We start from the raw sequence: 18,972 nt of genomic DNA, 5'->3' as shown, positions 1-18,972 counted from the left end.
CAGCAGCCATTATCATGACCTACTGGACACCCACGTCTATTGTGAAAAAAAGGGATTGAAAATAGGAAAGAGCTTAAAGCTCTCTCCCGAGACTGTCATTAATGGTTAGACAAAAAGTGAACGGCTGATGATAACCAGCAAGATAAAGAGAACCAGGATGGCGCCAGTGCTAGTGAATGGGCCACCTCCACAACATCCATATCCGCCTCTAACTTCTTCGCTCATGTTCATTCCCCTTTCGGTGTGTGTGTTGTACTTGAGTACATCGTATTGTATGTGCGGAGAGAGGGGCGTGTATAGGCCAATGTCGGAGTCGTGTACAAAAAAAATCAGCTCCATGAAAACGGAGCTGATTGTAAGCTATATAAAGTTCAGTTAGGCTTTTTCTAAATCGCGAACACCTGCGTATACAAGATCGAAAAGATCTTCGAGCTGTTCCTCTTCGATACATGAGAAAGCAATACGTAGGTCAGTTTCACCCAAAGCAATAGTGCCTAGTCCGTAATTATGAATCAGGTGAAGCCGGAGATCTTCAGCCGCAACTGTGTGCAGCTTCAGACACATAAAGTAACCGGAGTTAAAAGGATAATACGTCCATACATCCTCGCCGTATTTACCGCTATCCAGCAGTGCTTTTACTTTATTCGCACGGCCTTTCATGATCTGGAACTTCTCTTCCTTCTGTGCTTCGAATTCCGGAGATTTCAAGGCGTCTAGTACGAAGGTCTGCGAAGGATGCGCACCGCTGGAAATGGTGGCACGGATGATACCTAGTGTTTTTTGCTCCAATGCTGCCAGCAGGTCTTTGTCCTCCGAGGCATAAGTGATGAAACCCACACGGAAGCCCCAGACAAATTCTTCTTTGGTCGCACCGTCAATCTTGATTGGAAGCACACGAGGATGCAGATGAGCCAGTTTGCCGAACAGCGATTCTTTTAGTGAATCCTCAAAGAATAACCCGAAGTATGCATCATCACTTACAACAACAACGTTGATGCCTTCCTCAGCCGCACGAAGGATAGCTGCGACGATCTCATCGCCTTCCTTAATTCCTGGAGTATATCCGGTAGGATTGTTAGGGAAGTTCAGCAGCACAATCGCTTTGCCGCGTTCTTTTTGAGCGAGCAGCGCGTCTTCCAGACCTGCACTGTTGAAAGTCATTTCTTCTGTGAACAGCGGATAGTTAACGGTCTCCCCATGGCGGCGGATTCCGAAGGTTAATTCGTAGTTCTCCCAGTTCTTGTCCGGGTAGATAATCGCGTCACCTGGCTCTGCGAAGAGGTCAGCGACAATGCTAAGCCCGTGAGTCAGGGCATTGGTTACAACGGGATTGCTGATGGTTTTACCTTCTAGCGATGGATTTTCGCGCAGCATCTTTTCACGCCATACAGTACGCAGCTCTGGTTTACCTGCCGGAGGGGCGTAACTATAAAGATCCTTAGGACTGTAAGCGGAGAGTTTATCCTGAATGACGCCGAGGTGCATAGGTACGCCACCTTCAGTAGCAATACCGATGGTTGCGTTGTATTTCTTGGCGTGAGCTCCTGCTTCAGCGGATTGGCTCAGGATGCCCTCTTTTGGGAAGTAAATCTCTTTGCCAAGCGTAGAGAGCATATCATACACATGTTCATTTCCTGCTTTGATACTTTCGTTTAATTGTCCAGCTAGTGGATTCATCAGTTTCATCCTTCCAGGGTTCTTTGGGGATAACATACTGTTAACATTGCCTAACATTATATCACCGCCAATTGCAACCGTCACTTGGAAAGATACGATTTTTAAAAAATATCATTCGGCGTGGAAAGGGCAGTATTTTTTCATCATTTCTATCGTTTCTTCATCACGTGGATTATTTCTTTCGGACAGGCCGGAAATGATGCCGGAGCGCTCTTCTTCTTTTAGGTTTTGCCCAAACTTAAACTTCGCAGTGATCTCCTCGGGGGTAATGCGCACAACGGCAACTCCTTTTAGACGGGGACGGTATCTAGGGTCCTCTGCATCGATGGAATCATACCCCCCCTCGGGCTGGAGCTTTTTCATAAATAAGGAGAGTACGCCGGCTTTTTCATTAATGTCTTCGACAGGTTCGGCTGTGCCGTAGGCGGTCACACTTTTAAAATAGGCGGTTGCAGGGCATGCCAGCTCGGGATCGCTAAAATAAGACGGGATAAGAGCATACTCATCCGCTACCGTAAAGCAGACCTTCTGCTGATTGCGGATCGACTTCATTTTGCCACCAGCATGACTGCCATGGAAATAGAAACAACCATCTGTATATACAAAATTCAGCGGTGTCACCCGCGGTTGCCCCTGTCCATCGCTTGTCCCGAGAAAACCAAAACTCATTCCGTTTAGAAAAGAGACCAATTCTTCCTCCTGATCTACTTTAAATTCTTTTCTGCGCATAGGGATCACGTCCTCTTTCTTTTTAGTCTAGAGCGTCTGCTCCAATGTAATTGTTCTTTAAAGAATAGTAGAGTGGTTGACAATTAAAAAGGACCAATTAAGATAGTTTTTAATGGACCACTTGCTGGTCAAGGAGGATAACGATGAATATCACGCTGGCATACGATCAATATCTGGCGATACACCGCTACAAATATTTAGCGTTATATCACGCGCTTCGCGCAGGAATATTGGAAGGAACACTTCCGGGAGGCACTCCGCTGCCGTCTACACGAAGTCTTGCTAAGCACTATGAGCTGTCGCGCGGATCGGTCTCGCAGGTGTATGAAATGTTGCTCGCTGATGGTTATGTAAGGACTGAAACGGGGCGGGGGACATTCGTATCGGAAGATAGCTTTGCTTCAGCTGCCAGTCGCAGTGACGGTGAGAATCAGGCTTTGGGTGAAGCCACAGATGCTGCTGGAGGAGATTGTGAAATCGAGACTACGATTCCTATTTCAGCATGGGGAAAGCGGCTGCTTGCGCGCCCGATACCCTTTTATGAAAAGAGTAATAAGAAAGCAGTGAGCTTCCAGAGTAGTGGTATGCGGATGGAACATTTTCCTTACTCCGAATGGCGCAGTGCGCTCTCTTATGCCGGAGGGAAGGAAGGTGGATTGCTGCAAAGCACTTGTCCACCTCAAGGCGATGAAGGACTTCGGAAAGCTATCGCTGCACATCTGCGGATTACCCGCGGGATTCGCGCGGACGCAGAGCATATCGTATTGTTCAGCGGTTCGATGCAAGGCATCGTTATTTTGACGCAGCTGCTGCTGGATGCAGGGGGCTCAGCGGTCGTAGAGGACCCGGGCTTTCACGGGATCCGGCGAGCCGTAGAGATCACTGGAGGCCGATTGCTGGCAGGGAAGCTGGATGGCAACGGCCTTATTCCGGAGGATTGGGATGCCCGGCTGTTGTTTGTTACGCCGAGCCGTCAATTTCCTACGGGTGTGGTACTGCCTTTGGAACGACGACGGACCTTGTTGGAATGGGCGCAGCGGCATAATGCAGTAATCATTGAAGATGATTATGACAGTGAGTTCCGTTGGGCTGGGCGTCCTATAGAGCCCTTAAAAGCACTGGATCGCGAAGAGCGGGTCGTGTATGTAGGCTCCTTTTCAAACACGATGTTTTCGGGCCTGCGGCTAGGCTTTGCAGTGCTTCCGCCCTCTCTGGTAAAGCCGACTATCGCCGCCAAGGCGCTATATGAGCCCTTGCCGGTAGGGCTGCTGGAGCAGCGAGCCTTGGCGCGGTTCATGAATACAGGCGGCTATGGCCGTCATCTGCGCCGGATGACACGCATCTATGGTGAACGCGGACGCATCCTCAGGACGCTGCTGTCGGAACGGCTTAAGGAGCTCTTCGAGCTGCTGCCTGGTGATGCGGGCTTGCATGTATATGCCCGCTGGCTGCGCAGCAGTGAAGAGTTTGTTGCTTTCCGAGCGGCAGCGCTTAGGCGCGACACGGATTTTAGAGATGCCGCGTTATATCAGCTATCACCGGGAGCACCGGCCGCTTGTTTTTCTTTTGCCCATCTGAATGCCGAGGAGCTGGAGGAAGGGATAACAAGCCTGCATCTGGCGTGGGAAGATGTACAAAATGCAACATGACAAGGTATGATAAAGAAGATGAAATGCAAAACTAAGCGAATACTTACGAATTTTGACGAAGAAACTCGGAGTAGATTAAGCTAAACAAAACTATATGGACGCTGCGAAGTCAGAGCAGATTTAGCTGACAATACTAAGCGAATGTTTACGAGGCAAGTTTGCGAAGAAGTTCAAAGTAGGTTTGCTAACAAAACAAAGCGGATGCTTACGAAGCGAGTTTTGCGAAGAAGTTCAAAGTAGATTTGCTAACAAAACAAAGTGAAATGCTTACGAAGCAAGTTTTGCGAAGTGGTTCAAGGTAGTTTATGCTAACAAAACTTTTAGGAGGGAACGTTATGCTGCATGCATCGCCGTCCTCTTTTGTTATTTTGCCGGCTCTGGCTAAGATTGTGTGCGAGCCGGGCTGGAAATGGCAAAAAAGAGAGAAGTCGCTGCAAAATTATGATTTATTTTATGTATGGAGCGGGGAAGGGACGGTTGTGCGTAACGATGAACCCTTTCAAGTAGGTAAGGGAAGCTGCTTCCTTTTTCGTCCGGGTGACCATACTAGTGCTACACATAATCCGCAAAAGCCACTTGTACTTACATATATTCATTTTGATGTCTCCGAAGAGGTGACGGATATTCCGCTGCCCTATCGTGAGCTTACAGAAACCGTTGAATTTGAACATCTGCTTGCTAGGTACGTTCGACTATTTCTGGTGGATACTTACGCCGCTGAGGAAGAAGGGCAGCTTATACTGAAGCAGCTGATGATTCATCTGCTGAGGGAGGACCGTGTGAAGCCAGTAGAACGTTATGTTAGCAACCATTTGACAGAAATCATTCACGAAATAGCGAACTATGTGAGCCAGCATCCGGGGATTGCACATCGTGTAGAGGATCTTGCTGCTCGTGCGGGGCTTTCGCCTCGGTACTTTTCAATTAAGTTTAAGGAGCTTACGGGCTCTTCTGTGCAGTCTTATGTCATCCGAGCCCGGATTGAGCGTGCGCAGCATTTACTGCTGTACGCAGGAATGAATGTTACTGAGGTCGCAGATGCGCTCGGATATCGTGACATTTTCTTTTTCAGCCGCCAGTTCAAGCAATATACCGGAAAAAGTCCATCTGAGATCCGCTGATTCACTTTTTTTGTTTCAGTTTGTTCAACCAAGGGTAAATACTTTGCAGTTTAGTTTACAGAGAATTTACATAACTTCTTGGAAGGAGACTCTTGGCATGATCATCAGACGCAGAATCTGCAACACGGATTGTAAGAGTGGAGGCGGAGGTATTTTTAGAAACCGCTTAAAACGGTTAAAGCAGGCGAACGCTTTTGTCGTGGACAGCTGGTTCTAAACGGAACAAGCAAGCATACAATCGCATGATATGACTAAAAATATAAATAGCCGGGGCCATGAGGCATCCGGTTTTTTTGTGTTGTTAGAAATTGATATATATAATGAACTTAAGTCGAAGACTAGAGTAACTGATGGACATTACATCGTGCCTCACGTTGTATTTTGTACAATGGGATTGAGTCTAAAAGCAGTCGGATTTGAATTCTGTTGCACATCTCACATTCAAATTCAGGAGAAGCAGCCTTTCTAGAGATCATCACGATAATCTATTGCACGAAGTACAATGTAATGTATTTCCAAGTAAAAGTTAAGATTTTCTGTTGCACATTCTGCAATGAAGCGTAAGCTCATGTACCGCACTATCCACACGCCGTTCACGGTCCATGCACGCCTCATTCACGTACCTTTGAGGATGTTTAATTGGTCTAACTATGAGGTAGCGGTAGATATTTATTTCTACGATTGGGTTATTACTAAGGTGAGAGCTTTCCGCGATACGTTTCGCATAATGTTGTTCGTCGGTAAAATATATAAGGTCCATAGTTGGAAGGAGAGAGAGAAAATGTACGAAATCGTACTAATACGTCATGGTGAGAGCCAGTATAATGTACAGAATTTGTTCACAGGCTGGAGTGACCCGGATTTAACTGAGAAGGGTATCCAAGAGGCAAAGACTGCTGGCAAGCTGTTGAAGGACGCTGGGTATACATTTGATCTGGCTTTTGCTTCGGTACTCAAACGCTCGATTAAAACTCTTAACTATGTACTGGAAGAGATGGATTTGCTGTGGATACCCGTGCAAAAGTCTTGGAAATTGAATGAACGCCATTACGGGGCATTGCAGGGATTAAGTAAAAGCGAGACAGCGCTAAAATATGGAGATGAGCAGCTGCATATCTGGCGGCGGAGTTTATCGGTGAGACCCCCGTTGCTGGAGCTTGATGATCCTAGGTATGCCAGAAACGATATTCGCTATAGCGGTGTTCGTCCGGAAGATATCCCGCGTGGAGAGAGCCTGGAGGACACTGTACATCGTGTAGGCGATTTCTGGGGAAACCGGATCGTCCCTCTTTTGCGTAAAAAAGAACGGGTGCTTATCTCAGCCCACGGCAATACGCTGCGTGCATTGATTAAATTTATGGAGGATATTGATGAAGCGGCATTGCTGGAGCTCAATATTCCTACCGGAGTACCGCTCGTGTACAAACTGGATGAGGACATGAATCCTATCAGTCGCTTTTATCTAGGAGATCCGGAACAGGTAGCGGCCAAGGCGCTTGATGTTGCTAAGCAGGGACATGTGTAATTGGCGTGTAATAAGCGTATAGGCGTAGCAGGTGTATTAAGATAACGGTGTGGCAGGTTGAATAAGCAAAACAGGCGGCGTAATAATCACATTAGGGCGTAGCAGGTTAATAAGCGTAACAGGCGTATTAGGTGGTTTACATGAAAAGATAAAAGGACAGCCACGGGGCTGTCCTTTTTGCTATTAGTGTGTTTGTGACCAATCAAATGTGCGAAAATGGCGCGTATAAGGTCAGCTGGGTGCGAAAGCGTTGAATGTTAACCGTTGACCAACTCTCCGTAGATCCTCGACCAACGCTCCACTAGCCCTCAAATCCTCAACTAACTCTTGACCATCCCTCCACCAACTCTCGACTAGTCCTCCACTAATGCTCAACCATCCCTCAACTAACTCTCGACCAACCTCGACCAACGCTCTAGCAAATGCTTACGGACTCAGCAGCCGCTATTTGCCCATTTATCGCCATTTGAGCGGAGTTTCGGACTCCAGCGCCGCTATTGCCTAAGAATCGACTCTAATAAGGCGTTTTTGGTGCCAATAGCTGCGGTGGAGTCCGATAGAATCGCAAATGTGTCAAAAATCCGCGTATAAGGTCAGCTGGGTCCGATAGCTAACGATAGGTATACGATAGCTAACGATAGGTACACGATGGTTAGACGATAGGTATACGATAGCTAGAGGGTTCACGTCCGCAACTGTGCTCCACACTAAGTCTCAAAAAGAAGAGGGCACCCAGCAGCCATTTCATGGCTTTTGAGGCACCCTCTAATTTTTTACATTCGCCCAACTCTCCCTACAAAGGTCGATGCAACGTTCCCAGTAGTTCGCCCATTTTTACCTTCGAGTCGACCTCAAGCTTGGGTCTCGGGGTAAAGGTACCGCTTTCCGTGAGCAGCACTACGGTGGAGCCAAACTCAAAATAAGCCAGATCATCGCCTATTTGCCACTCGGCAGCCGTAGCATCCGTATAACGGATGCTGCTGACGTTCATTGCGCCTACCTTTACTACCGCGGTTTCCCCGTAACTCCCGGCAATATACGTAATGAGACGTTCGTTGCGGTTCAGGACACCCTTCATATGTCGCATTCCGAAATCGTTGACAGGATAGGCCCGTCCGCGAATATAATCGCTCTCCACCTTTTGTCCGGTAAGGGGAGAGTGAATCCGGTGATAATCGGTAGGACTCAAATAAAGAACGAAGAAAAAACCCTTCTTGTACAGCTCCAGATGCGGGGAGTGATTAAGGAGATCCTCGATCTTATAATCCTGCCCTTTTACATTCATAATCGTACCGGCGGTAATGTCACCCATAGCAGTAATCGTTGCGTCTACGGGACTAACCAAAGCGTCAGCATCGGTTGCAATAGGCCGCATGCCCGGCTTCAGCCGGCGGCTGAAAAACTCATTAAGAGTGAGATATTCTCCAGGATTTTTCTCCGCTTGAGCGGAGGGGATTTGATAAGTCTTAATAAATGCCGGGATAAGAAAACGGCTGATTCTACTATGAGAAAAAGATCCCATTAACCGTGAAAGCCACCGGTGTGAGGATAGCTCGGTCATCAGCCGTAGCAATTGTTTTACCATGCCCATCTCCCTTCCATAATGCAGCAGTACGGTTGTATACGGGTCGTCTCTGCTCTGCATTATATTGACATAGAATAGGAGACAAATCAATAACTGTTATATACCGTACTGTTCGTTTCTATTAAAAAACGCGCGTATCCCATAGGTCTGCGATAGCTGTCTTTCCAAATTTCCGTAAGGCCGGCTTTATGAAATCCGTAGCGTTGGTCGCGACCGTTACATTCTATGAAGAAGAGTCGTCCGTCCTTAGTAATGCCTATATCCAGTCCGATATCGGCCAGTCCGGGAAGGTCTTGCTCCAGACACCGTGCGATTGCAAGGCTAAGTATTTCGACAGACATACGGATGTGGGCCGCTGTGGATCTTGAAAAGGCTTTTTCGAGCGCTAGGGAGGAGCTTAACGCTTCTCCTCCGCGGGCTATATTGGAGACAAAGCCCCCTGGGGCAGCCAGTTTGGCGAAGAGCCCAGTGACCTGCCAATCTCCTCCCCAGCCGCGCTGAACGGTGACGCGTAGATCAAAGGGACGTCCTCCAATCTCAGCAAGGGGAATACGTTCTTGAACAAGATAAGGCACGGAGGTTAGGCGTGCGCGGAGCGCTTGTGGCAACGCCGCCTGATTTACGGGAATATTTCTCCAGCGCTGCATCGAAGGGGAGAGGTAGCTCAAGGTCCAACGCTGAGATCCCTTGCGGACCAGCCGCATGACCCCATTCCCTATACTTCCACGGCAAGGTTTAAGAATGAGATCGGGATAAAGATTCATCATTTCTTTTAGGCCTGAGACTCTCGTTGTTACGGGTAAATATTCGCGAAGCTCCGTATTTTTTTCAAGCAGCTGATGGATCTCATCTTTGCCGTATCGATTACATGTATTGAAAATCAGGGGATAGTGCTTCAGCAGACGCTGCATCCCAGGGCTGTTTTTGCTGTATATTGCCCGGTTATGGATAACAGCAGGCGTAGGAACAACTACGCTTTTATATCCGTTGGCTCCCTTTATATAGGCGGCACTAAAGCCTGTGTCCGTATCGATGTCCGCGAGCTTCAGGAAGCAAGGGACTAAACCGTATGCCGCCGCGGCCTCTTCATAGTTGGATAGAGACTCCTGTCCTGTTTTTAGCCGGGGAACGCCCCGGTGCATATCGGCATTTAGTAATATTCCAACGAGCTTATGCCCCATGTTTGTTCCTCCTGTTTCATCGGTTACATGATCCCTGCTTTTTCTACTCTTGTCATAGTATGTTTGTACCCGCGTGTCAGGGTGGACGAATGCGCGAAGGCAGATGCCTTTTTTTACACATAATCTTATGAAGGCCTCATCGCAAAAGGGTGTCATAAGCCCATACCGCTGCATATGATGCCTAGGAGAAACATTAGATGGAAGGAGGAGACTGCTTGTGAGGGGTTCCAAAAAAAAGCAGCCGCGCAGTCCACAGAAACGACTCTATTTTGTAGATAATCCCAATAAAGAGGAACTGAGTATGCTGGATACCAAAAGCAGCTCTAGAAGCTCGGGGAATAACAGTGACGGAGTCAGTGAAGCAGAGATCGCGGAAGTTCAGGTAAGTGGGGGAGCAATAGCTGAAGTCGTTCTAGAGGAGCCAACTTCTGCTCCAGTTCTACAATTGGAGCCGGAGCTTATAGAGGAAGCGCAGCTTCAGAAACAGGCGGATAATCTTCCTGAAACCGTATGGTTCGCTCCTCCAGAGAAAGAACGTTTTCAGCCCGTTTATACAGATGATCTTTCGGATGCAGCGGTGACCGGAGCCAAAATCGCTCCACGTACCATTGACGGTTCTAAGCTAAAGTTCGGCATTATTGGTACACCTTGGCTGCAAGATTACGCTGTACAGAGTATCAATATCGCGGACAAGGCAGTCACTTCTGCAAAAATCGCACCAGAATCGATTGTGGGCGAGCATTTAGCAGAAGGAAGCGTTAGTGGCGGTAAGCTGCTGGATCATTCGATTAGTGGAGAGAAGCTGAAAAATGGCAGTATTAGTCCAGAGAAGCTGGCTGATCGGATTATAGGCGGCGGTCAAATTGCAGATAAAGCCATTGAGAGCCGCCATTTAAGCGATTTGATTATTACTGCGGATTTACTGGAAGATGGAGCTGTTACTAGTGACAAAATAGGAAGCAGCAGCATCACAAGTCGCCACCTAGCTAACGGCAGTGTTGACCGTTCCAAGCTGGCCGATGCAGCGGTATCTGGCGATAAAATTGCTGATGGTGAAATCAGCAGTTCAAAGCTAGCGGATGCTGTTATTGAAGGCCGCCATCTTAGCGACGCTTTGATAACCGCCAGACATCTGGCCCCGGGAGCGATTGGTTCTGATCAGCTTGCCAGCAAATTGATCGGTAAGGAACAGCTGCAGTCGGGTATTATCGAAGGCGGGCATTTAGCTGATGGAGCTATAGGCTCTAAGCAACTTGGTGCAGATGTCGTGAGAAGCGTCCATTTAAGCCCAGAAAGTGTGAATGGTAATCATATCGGTGATGGCGAAATATCGAGTCGGCATTTGGCTGACCGCAGCATCTCTTTTTTAAAGCTGGCTGAGGGTGCAGTAGGAACTGCACAGTTAGTGGAGCAAGCGGTAACCTCGTCCAAAATTGCTGACCAAAGCATTCTCCCACATAAGCTGGCAGACGAAGCAGTGACCACAAGACATATTGCTAAATCCGCCATTCGCGGACCGCAAATTGCTATGCAAGCCATAACTTCTATTCATCTGGAACGCGAAGCAGTGAATCATTCGCATATAGCGGCGGAAGCGGTCGGCTCGGAGCAGCTTAAGGAAGAAGCTATTCAGACTCAACATTTATCTTCCGGTGCTGTGACTGGAGAACAGCTGGCTTCAGAATCTGTGGGCGGGGAGCATCTTCGTGCACAGAGCGTTACTTCTGCCAAGTTGGCAGATGGAAGTGTAAATGCAGCTAAGCTGGCAGCAGGTGCAGTGATTGGGAGCACGATTGCGCGTGAAGTAGTCAGTGGTGAACATATCGCTTTTTGTACAGTGGAGGAAAAGCATCTGGCGGATGCCAGTGTGAGCGGCCGTGTATTGCAGGATGCTGTGGTAAATAAGGATCATTTGGCCACGGGAGCCGTGGAACGAAGACATCTTGGTGAAAATAGTGTGACTTCCGCTGCGATTCAATCGGGCTCAGTTTCAGGAGATAAGCTGGCTTCCGCTGCGGTGAGAGAAATTCACCTGGCAGCAGGAGCTGTGCAGCCTCATCATCTGGCCGATCATGCAGTGACCTCGTTGAAGCTTTCACCGGAAAGTGTCTCAACGGATAAAATCAGTGATTTAGCAGTCACTTCGGCTAAGCTTGCAGACGGCAGCATAGAATCCAGTAAACTGGCAGCGTCAGCAGTTCATGCTGAGCATTTGTCGGTAAATGCTGTAAGTTCGAAAACCATAAGCGAAAGTGCCGTTCAAAGTAGACATTTGAATCCCGGCAGTGTCAGTGGGGCGCATATCCGGCCGTTGTCTATAGGGAATGGTCATATCCTTCCGAATTCTATTTCTGCGGTTCAAATCCAAGAGGGCAGTATTAATAGCTCTAAGCTGGTAAAAGGTGCCGTGGATTCTCAGCATCTTTCACCTGGTAGTGTAGACGGCAGCCATTTGTGTACCGATACGATTGAAGGTCGTCATATCCTACCTGGTGAGATCACGCTGGCTCATCTGGCGGAAGAGGTACGTAGCTCTGAGTTGCTGCCAGACGGCTGCATAACTGGGGAGAAGCTGGCTGAAGGATCGGTAGATTCCAACCATCTCCTGCCTGGAAGTGTGAACGGAAGCCATTTGAATTCGGGTTCTGTCGAAGGTCGACATATCCTACCGGGTGAGGTCACGCTTGCTCATCTGGCTGCAGATGCATATACCTCCGACTTACTGCCTGAAGGCAGTATTACCGGGAAGAAGCTGGCGGGAGCATCCGTGGATTCTATTCATTTAGTGTTTGGAAGTGTGGAAGGCGGACATCTGAGTTCAGGTTCCGTCGAAGGACGTCATATTGGAAATGGTGAGATTACCCTGGCTCATCTCGCCGATGAAACCCGTAGCGCTGATCTGCTGCCAGACGGTAGCATTACTAGAGAGAAGCTGGCGGAAGAATCCGTAAGTTCTATTCACCTAGTGCCTGGCAGTGTGGATGGCAGCCATTTAGGCCCAGACACAGTAGAAGGCCGTCATATCCGATACGGTGAGATCACGCTGGCTCATTTGGCAAAAGAAACACGCAGCTCTAAATTGCTGCCAGACGGTAGTATTTCTGGAGTAAAGCTGGCACATGCTTCCGTAAATTCAAATCATCTAGTACCTGGCAGTGTGGAAGGCGTTCATCTAAGTTCAGGTTCTGTCGAAGGGCGCCATATTGGAAAAGGTGAGATTACGTTAGCTCATCTGGCCGAAGAAACACGTAGCGCTGACTTGCTGCCAGACGGTAGCATCACTCGGGAGAAGTTGGCGGAAGAATCCGTAAATTCTAATCATCTGGTGCCTGGAAGCGTAGATGGCAGTCATTTGAGTCCGGACACAATAGAAGGACGTCATATCCGATACGGTGAGATCACGCTGGCTCATTTGGCCGAAGAAACACGCAGCTCCAATTTGCTGCCAGACGGTAGCATTACTGGGGAGAAACTGGCGGAAGCATCCATAAATTCAAATCACCTTGTACCTGAAAGCGTGGAGGGAACTCATCTGAGTCCGTCTGCAATAGAAGGACGCCATATTGGTTACGGTGAGATCAAGTTAGCGCATCTGGCGGATGAGGTACGCAGCTCCGAGCTGCTGCCAGACGGAAGCATTACTGGGGAGAAGCTGGCGGAAGCCTCCGTAGAAGCAATTCATCTAGTGCCTGGCAGTGTGGATAGAACTCATCTGAGTCCGTCTGCAGTAGAAGGTCTCCATATTGGAAAAGGTGAGATCAAGCTAGCACATCTAGCGGATGAGGTACGCAGCTCCGAGTTACTGCCGGATGGCAGCATTACCGGTAAAAAGTTGGAGGGTGGATCTATTACTGCCTACCACTTGGCTCCTGGCAGTGTCTATGGGGGACACTTAGGGGGGAATGCGGTAGATAGCCGCCATATCCGTGCTGGAAGCATTACTCTGAATCATTTGGCAGAAGAAGTGCGCAGCGCTGATTTGTTGCCGGAAGGCAGTATTACAGGTGAGAAGATTGAAGTAGGAACGATCCAGTCTTTCCATTTGGCCCAAGGCAGCGTCTCTGGAGGTCATTTGGCCGGGGATGCGGTGGATGGACGCCATATTCGATCGGACAGCATCACCCTGAAGCATTTGGCAGAAGAGGTACGCAGTGCGGATTTGTTGCCGGATGGCAGTATTACTGAAGAAAAACTCGCCGAAGGCTCCGTGAGTTCTTCACATTTACAACCATGGAGTGTTTACGGAGAGCATCTTGCTGACAAGAGCGTGGCAGATCGGCATTTGCAGCCTGGCATCATCAAATTAGAGCATCTTGCGGATGAAACACGCAGCTCAGCACTGCTCCCGGATGGCAGTATCAACGGAGCTAAGCTGAAGGAAGGCAGTATCGAGTCCGCTCATCTGACAGAAGGTGCAGTAGGGACAACAGAGCTTCAGGATGAAGCGGTAGTAGCATCCAAAATCTCTTCGTTTGCGATTCAAGCCCGCCATCTGGAAGAAGAGAGTGTTCAGGAATATCATATTTCCCCAGGTGCAGTAAACGGGACTCATCTGGCACCGAACTCTGTAAATACAGATCATCTGTCCTTCAGTCCGATTCAAACAGCTGGGAAGCGAGAAGCACTACAGCAGTTTGGAATGACAGCATTTATGTTCAATGGGGATGCAGAGAGTGTAGAGGTGACCGTATCGTTTGATGAGAGCTTTGGGCATACGGGTTATGTGCTTGTTGCCATGACCAATCAGCCTTACTTCTACGCTTCCTTAAAGAGCAGAGCCAATGGAGAAGCAGTGATTCAAGTAGTACGGTTGCGCGAGACTCCGCATTTCTATGGGGTTATCTCTTGGATTGCTATAGGCGCTCCCTTAGCTAAGCCGGCAGCAGATGATCGCGTATTTGATTGAACCTTAAGCAGTTCCTCTTAAAAATAGCAGAGCAGCGGGTTTCCATATTGGAGATCGCTGCTCTGTTTTTTTGGGGGGGACGTTACATGTCAGCATCGCCGGGTTCTAATCATTCGCTGTGGCTGCTGCTCTGTCCGATAACCTGGTAGTCTAAACATCCGCTGCTACTTACGGACCCAGATGGCGTTATTTGCAGGTTTGTCGTTTTTTGAGGCTGGTTTAGGACTCTAGTGAAGCAATTGTATAGAAATAGAGCATTATTGAGTTCTTTTCATGCCAATAGCTGCTACGGAGTCCGTTAATAATCTAAAAGTGTGATAATGCGGCGAATAGGAGCAATTGTGTCCGATAGCGCTAATGTCTAAACATCCGCTGCAGATTCGGTTTTGTCCGATACTGTCCTAACCTAATCGCCCTGCCGCGGACACAATCTGCGTTCGTTACCGCCACAGATTGTGTCCGCGGCAGCTGGCTATGCGCAATGTATCTAAGCGGAAGTTTGGTGGGGAGTACATTTGTCCTGTTTTCAGAACGACAGGAGACAATTGCCGTTACCCTGTGCGTTGTAGTACATAAACTGTGATGTAACCCTCAGCCTGAAGAATTGGCTCTGTAAGGAAGGTGGATGAGCATGAAGCCCAAACGAACTTCTGCCCGCCGCACAGGACGGCGGGTCTCTCGGATGAAGCGGCGGACTTCACGCCCAGTGCGGCAAGTCGCTGTAGTCCCTATAGTTAACCATCCTAATCCCTATGTTTCGGTTATTATTCCAGCCATGAATGAAGCTCAGACCATTGCGGGAGTGATATCTGGAGCCAGAGGGGTCCATCCGCGCTGCGAGGTAATTGTGGTCGTGAATGGATCCACTGATCAAACGGCAGGGATTGCACAATCGCTAGGTGCGCGTGTTATTTCCTATGAGTTGCCGCTTGGACACGACGCTGGCCGTAGTGTGGGAGCTGAGGCAGCCAAGGGAGAAATCCTATTGTTTACAGATGGAGATTTGGTGATACCTGCTTCGGGGCTGCGTCCTTACGTCACTGCTGTTAGTGGTGGAGTGGACATAGCGCTTAATGATTATTCCGGTCCGGTCCGGAAGCTGTCCCCCCATCCGGTGGTGCTGTCTAAACATGCACTGAATATTCTGCTTGGCCGTCCAGATCTGAAGGGATGTTCGATGACGGCAGTTCCGCACGCAATCAGCCGCAGAGCACTTGATATTTTAGGGAGCGATTCATTATCACGTCCTCCACTGGCGCATGCCCAGGCAATTCTTAGTGGACTGCATGTGGTAGCCGCTCACAAAGTGCCTGTAGGGAAATTGAATGCGGTAAGGCGCAAGGAAGACGGCAAAGATCCATTGCAGCAGTTGATTACAGCGGATCATATGGAGGCTGTATCCCTGTTGCTGGAACATCGGGGGATCAGAGCGGGCTTTGGCGACGGAGCCCGGCGCAGAGAGATGGTGAGATGATGGTTGCAACTTTACGAGGCACAGCAGCTCGAACGGCAAAGAAACGCCCAATCCGTCACAGGTCAGCCAATCGCTCTGTAAAAGGCAACGCTGCTACTCGCCCGCTTCTGTCTCGGCAATCGAAGGCAGGCAAGGAGACTCTGAAGTTACCGAAGTTACGCGGGACTTTGTCAGTCATTATCTCCGCGCGTAATGAGGAGCAGACCTTGTCACGTCTGCTGCATCAGGTTGCACGGCTTGAACCTGCAGAAATTATCGTCGTACTTAATGGCTGCAGTGATAACTCTTTTCCTATTTCTAGACAACATCGTCAAGCCATTGTAGTACACTGCCCAGAGTCTGTCGGACATGATGTGGGTCGGGCTATCGGTGCGAAGCTGAGTCGCGGGGATATATTGCTTTTTCTGGATGGAGATATGGTCATTCCGGCCTCTCAGCTCGTTTCATTCACGGCGGCTGTAGATCGTGGGATTGATGTAGCTCTTAATGATTTAGACTCACTGATGCCTTCTTTTGGATTATGTGATGATGTCACCCGCAGCAAACTGTTTCTGAATTATGCTCTGGATAGGTACGATCTCGGGGTTAGCTCTATGACAGCTGTTCCTCATGCGCTTTCGCGGCATGCGCTTGAGACCATAGGCTACCGTGAATTAATGGTTCCACCTAAAGCCCAAGCTCGTTCTGTATTAGAAAAGTTACGGGTGGAGAAGGCTGGGACGGTAAATGTTATTAAACATAATCGGCTGCGCAAGGCAAATACAGGGGTTGGAAATGCTGTGGAAAAACTGATCATAGGAGATCATGCTGAGGCTCTACATGAGGTTCTTTCGCGGCGAAAAGCTGGCGGTCTGCTAAGTAGTGAGACTCAGCGCGAGTACCGCAGACAGGTAGCCGCTTGGAGGAATCGCATATGACGCTGACGAGTATTATTATTCCAACCTACAATGCGCTGCCCTTGCTGCGGGCCTGTGTGGAATCTATTCTTGCCTACACTCCGCCGCCTTATGAGATTATCGTAGTGGACAATGCTTCAACGGACGGAACAGACACTTATTGCCGTGCGAATCATATAACGTTTATTTCATTGCCTGACAATCGCGGCTTTCCAGCTGCATGCAATATGGGGCTACAGCTAGCTTCAGGTGATGAATTACTGCTGCTGAATAACGATGTAGTGGTATCTCAAGGATGGTTAACTAATCTGAAGAGAGCTCTATATAGTGCTCCTGATGTTGGTATTGTTGGGCCAGTCACAAACTATGCTAGTGGACGTCAACAGGTGAAGACTGATTATGAAGGTCTGATAGATTTTCATCAGGCTGCTGAGAGGGCGAACCTTCCAAATCCCCAGAAATGGTTGGAGACGAGACGGCTGGTAGGATTATGTTTTTTATTCAAAAGAGAGCTGCTTACTTCCGTAGGTCTACTGGATGAGAGATTCTCACCTGGACATTACGAAGATGATGATTATTGTTACCGTACCAGGATAAAGGGATATCGGTTGCTTATCGCCGGGGATTGCTTGGTGCACCATGAAGGAAGTGCAAGTTTCAAGCAAGTTTACAATACCGGACTGCAAGAACTGGTGGAACGAAATCGCAAGATTTTTATAGATAAATGGAATGTAGACCCTATAAATTTCATATGAAGTGCAGATCCGAAGGCAAAGGACGTAGATAAAGAGGAGGAAAGTAAGTGAAAGGAGTCATACTGGCGGGCGGAACAGGATCTAGACTTCAACCGCTGACCCGGCTTATGAACAAACATTTGCTTCCGGTCGGCAAATATCCTATGGTCTGTTACGGCATAGACCGGCTTCGCCGGGCAGGAATTACCGACATTCTTCTGGTCATAAGCAAGCAGTCTGCTGGCCTGTACACGGATTTTTTAGGTAGCGGTGCTGCATTTGGTGTATCTCTGACCTATAAAATTCAGGAAGCTGCCGGAGGCATTGCCGAGGCGCTTGATTTAGCAGAAGGGTTCATTTTCCCGGGGGAACGATTTGTTGTATTGCTCGGGGATAATCTTTTTATGGATGATCTGAAGCCTTATGTGGAGAGTTATCTCCGTCAGCCAGCGGGCACAGCAAAGGTGTTGCTGAAGCCGGTGGAGGACGCGCGCAGATACGGTGTACCTGTGTTTGATAGTCAAGATGCGGCATGGATTGCTTATATCGAAGAAAAGCCGGAGCATCCGAAGACCAATTATTGTGTAACTGGTATTTATATGTACGATGAAGCTGTATTTGATATCATCCGGCGGGTATCACCTTCCAAAAGGGGGGAGCTGGAGATTACCGATGTAAATAATATATACGCCGCTGATCGCAGACTTAGTTATGATGTGCTTAAAGATTGGTGGAGTGATGCGGGGACGTTCCAGTCTTTGCACGAGGCGGGGGAAAAGTTAAAGGATGCACTGCCATAAGGCAGTGCTTTTTTTGTTGTAATCTTGCTATAGATAGCCGCAAGGGCTTTGAAATCACGCGTTACTCAGAGGGCTCGGGGGTTGGAAATCCTCCACCAGATTAAATCCTCAGTTTCTTTGTATCTCTCAGAGCCTAGACGCTCCAATACTTTGTGGGAGGCTGTATTATCTTTTTCAGTGTCAGCGATTACATAGACAGCTTGGGGATGGGAGAAAATCCATGCAGTAATTGTGCGTAGTGCCTCTGTTGCATACCCTTTTCTTCTATATTTCTCATCAATCCCATATCCTATAATAACCTCGCCTTTCTCATTCGGGTAACCTTTAAGGATAATGAATCCTATAATACAATGATCTTCCCGATGGACGATGGCCCAGTTCGTTAACCATAGGTAATGGTCGGGGTCCTGCTGCACCTTTTTTAGCCTGATCTGCATAGCATATTGCATTTCATCATCAAGCGCCGCACTGATGGCAGCTAAGCCTAATTGTTGCTGTAGCTCCGAATAGTTATCTATTGCTAGTGAGAGCTCTGGGGCAGTTAAAGGTATTAGATCGATCCGCTGGCTTTCAAGCTTCATATATTCCCCACCAATCATTGGTAAACTCAGGATTGCGCATTTCACATTTTAATCCTTTTAAATGTACTTAGCAATAACGTAATCTTTATGTCATCCAGTCACTTATAGAGCCTT

14 protein-coding genes are annotated in these 18,972 nt (G+C 48.4%); 8 read left to right on the top strand and 6 right to left on the bottom strand.

Annotation, left to right across the window (positions count from 1 at the left end; genetic code table 11):
* Positions 1-105: 105 nt before the first annotated feature.
* The 3 genes from MKZ16_RS26890 to MKZ16_RS26880 form a co-directional block, all read right to left on the bottom strand.
* Positions 106-225 carry a YjcZ family sporulation protein gene (locus MKZ16_RS26890; protein WP_212592220.1) on the bottom strand — a complete coding sequence of 40 codons (120 nt, stop codon included), beginning with the start codon at positions 223-225 and terminating at the stop codon, positions 106-108.
* Positions 226-375: 150 nt separating this feature from the next.
* Complete coding sequence (locus MKZ16_RS26885; protein WP_036679816.1) at positions 376-1,677, bottom strand: aminotransferase class I/II-fold pyridoxal phosphate-dependent enzyme; 1,302 nt, start codon at positions 1,675-1,677, stop codon at positions 376-378.
* 111 nt (positions 1,678-1,788) lie between these two features.
* Positions 1,789-2,406, bottom strand: a complete 618-nt coding sequence (locus tag MKZ16_RS26880; RefSeq protein WP_076103714.1) for a pyridoxamine 5'-phosphate oxidase family protein — start codon at positions 2,404-2,406, stop codon at positions 1,789-1,791.
* Between the two features lie 143 nt (positions 2,407-2,549).
* Between MKZ16_RS26880 and MKZ16_RS26875 the strand changes: the two genes are divergently transcribed.
* The 3 genes from MKZ16_RS26875 (at position 2,550) to gpmA (ending at position 6,701) form a co-directional block, all read left to right on the top strand.
* Positions 2,550-4,055 (top strand): PLP-dependent aminotransferase family protein, encoded by a 1,506-nt coding sequence (locus MKZ16_RS26875; RefSeq protein ID WP_036679783.1) that lies wholly within the window; start codon positions 2,550-2,552, stop codon positions 4,053-4,055.
* A gap of 335 nt (positions 4,056-4,390) precedes the next feature.
* Positions 4,391-5,176, top strand: a complete 786-nt coding sequence (locus MKZ16_RS26870) for an AraC family transcriptional regulator (RefSeq protein ID WP_076101041.1) — start codon at positions 4,391-4,393, stop codon at positions 5,174-5,176.
* Positions 5,177-5,957: 781 nt separating this feature from the next.
* On the top strand, positions 5,958-6,701 hold the full coding sequence (gene gpmA / locus MKZ16_RS26865) for a 2,3-diphosphoglycerate-dependent phosphoglycerate mutase (protein ID WP_036679780.1): 744 nt from the start codon (positions 5,958-5,960) through the stop codon (positions 6,699-6,701).
* A gap of 793 nt (positions 6,702-7,494) precedes the next feature.
* Here the strand turns inward: gpmA and asd are convergent.
* Positions 7,495-8,286 (bottom strand): archaetidylserine decarboxylase, encoded by a 792-nt coding sequence (gene asd, locus MKZ16_RS26860; protein WP_038573164.1) that lies wholly within the window; start codon positions 8,284-8,286, stop codon positions 7,495-7,497.
* 86 nt (positions 8,287-8,372) lie between these two features.
* On the bottom strand, positions 8,373-9,467 hold the full coding sequence (locus tag MKZ16_RS26855) for a YheC/YheD family protein (protein ID WP_036679737.1): 1,095 nt from the start codon (positions 9,465-9,467) through the stop codon (positions 8,373-8,375).
* A 217-nt stretch (positions 9,468-9,684) separates the two neighbouring features.
* Between MKZ16_RS26855 and MKZ16_RS26850 the strand changes: the two genes are divergently transcribed.
* From MKZ16_RS26850 to MKZ16_RS26830, 5 genes are all read left to right on the top strand, one after another.
* Positions 9,685-14,373, top strand: coding sequence for a WIAG-tail domain (locus MKZ16_RS26850; protein ID WP_076103712.1), 4,689 nt, complete (start codon positions 9,685-9,687; stop codon positions 14,371-14,373).
* Between the two features lie 631 nt (positions 14,374-15,004).
* Positions 15,005-15,847, top strand: a complete 843-nt coding sequence (locus MKZ16_RS26845) for a glycosyltransferase (protein WP_305953534.1) — start codon at positions 15,005-15,007, stop codon at positions 15,845-15,847.
* Entirely contained in the window at positions 15,844-16,764 is a 921-nt protein-coding gene (locus MKZ16_RS26840; RefSeq protein WP_094903705.1) for a glycosyltransferase, read from the top strand. The genes MKZ16_RS26845 and MKZ16_RS26840 overlap by 4 nt, the downstream gene beginning before the upstream one ends.
* Positions 16,761-17,498: a glycosyltransferase family 2 protein gene (locus MKZ16_RS26835; RefSeq protein ID WP_036679731.1), complete on the top strand. Its 738-nt coding sequence runs from the start codon at positions 16,761-16,763 to the stop codon at positions 17,496-17,498. Before MKZ16_RS26840 ends, MKZ16_RS26835 begins: the two co-directional genes overlap by 4 nt.
* A gap of 47 nt (positions 17,499-17,545) precedes the next feature.
* Positions 17,546-18,277, top strand: a complete 732-nt coding sequence (locus MKZ16_RS26830; RefSeq protein WP_038573158.1) for a sugar phosphate nucleotidyltransferase — start codon at positions 17,546-17,548, stop codon at positions 18,275-18,277.
* A 65-nt stretch (positions 18,278-18,342) separates the two neighbouring features.
* Here the strand turns inward: MKZ16_RS26830 and MKZ16_RS26825 are convergent, their stop codons facing one another.
* Positions 18,343-18,858 (bottom strand): GNAT family N-acetyltransferase, encoded by a 516-nt coding sequence (locus MKZ16_RS26825; protein WP_256715424.1) that lies wholly within the window; start codon positions 18,856-18,858, stop codon positions 18,343-18,345.
* Positions 18,859-18,972: the final 114 nt, after the last annotated feature.

The sequence above is a fragment of the Paenibacillus sp. FSL R5-0928 genome (assembly GCF_037970385.1).
GTDB lineage: Bacteria > Bacillota > Bacilli > Paenibacillales > Paenibacillaceae > Paenibacillus_AQ > Paenibacillus_AQ odorifer.
The sequence above is the reverse complement of the archived record's forward strand: the minus strand, read 5'-3'. Positions and strand labels throughout refer to the sequence as shown.

Coding starts and splice junctions, on each gene's coding strand:
- MKZ16_RS26890 (WP_212592220.1), bottom strand. CDS start 225: ATGAGCGAAGAAGTTAGAGGCGGATATGGATGTTGTGGAGGTGGCCCA.
- MKZ16_RS26885 (WP_036679816.1), bottom strand. CDS start 1,677: ATGAATCCACTAGCTGGACAATTAAACGAAAGTATCAAAGCAGGAAAT.
- MKZ16_RS26880 (WP_076103714.1), bottom strand. CDS start 2,406: ATGCGCAGAAAAGAATTTAAAGTAGATCAGGAGGAAGAATTGGTCTCT.
- MKZ16_RS26875 (WP_036679783.1), top strand. CDS start 2,550: ATGAATATCACGCTGGCATACGATCAATATCTGGCGATACACCGCTAC.
- MKZ16_RS26870 (WP_076101041.1), top strand. CDS start 4,391: ATGCTGCATGCATCGCCGTCCTCTTTTGTTATTTTGCCGGCTCTGGCT.
- gpmA (WP_036679780.1), top strand. CDS start 5,958: ATGTACGAAATCGTACTAATACGTCATGGTGAGAGCCAGTATAATGTA.
- asd (WP_038573164.1), bottom strand. CDS start 8,286: ATGGTAAAACAATTGCTACGGCTGATGACCGAGCTATCCTCACACCGG.
- MKZ16_RS26855 (WP_036679737.1), bottom strand. CDS start 9,467: ATGGGGCATAAGCTCGTTGGAATATTACTAAATGCCGATATGCACCGG.
- MKZ16_RS26845 (WP_305953534.1), top strand. CDS start 15,005: ATGAAGCCCAAACGAACTTCTGCCCGCCGCACAGGACGGCGGGTCTCT.
- MKZ16_RS26840 (WP_094903705.1), top strand. CDS start 15,844: ATGATGGTTGCAACTTTACGAGGCACAGCAGCTCGAACGGCAAAGAAA.
- MKZ16_RS26835 (WP_036679731.1), top strand. CDS start 16,761: ATGACGCTGACGAGTATTATTATTCCAACCTACAATGCGCTGCCCTTG.
- MKZ16_RS26825 (WP_256715424.1), bottom strand. CDS start 18,858: ATGAAGCTTGAAAGCCAGCGGATCGATCTAATACCTTTAACTGCCCCA.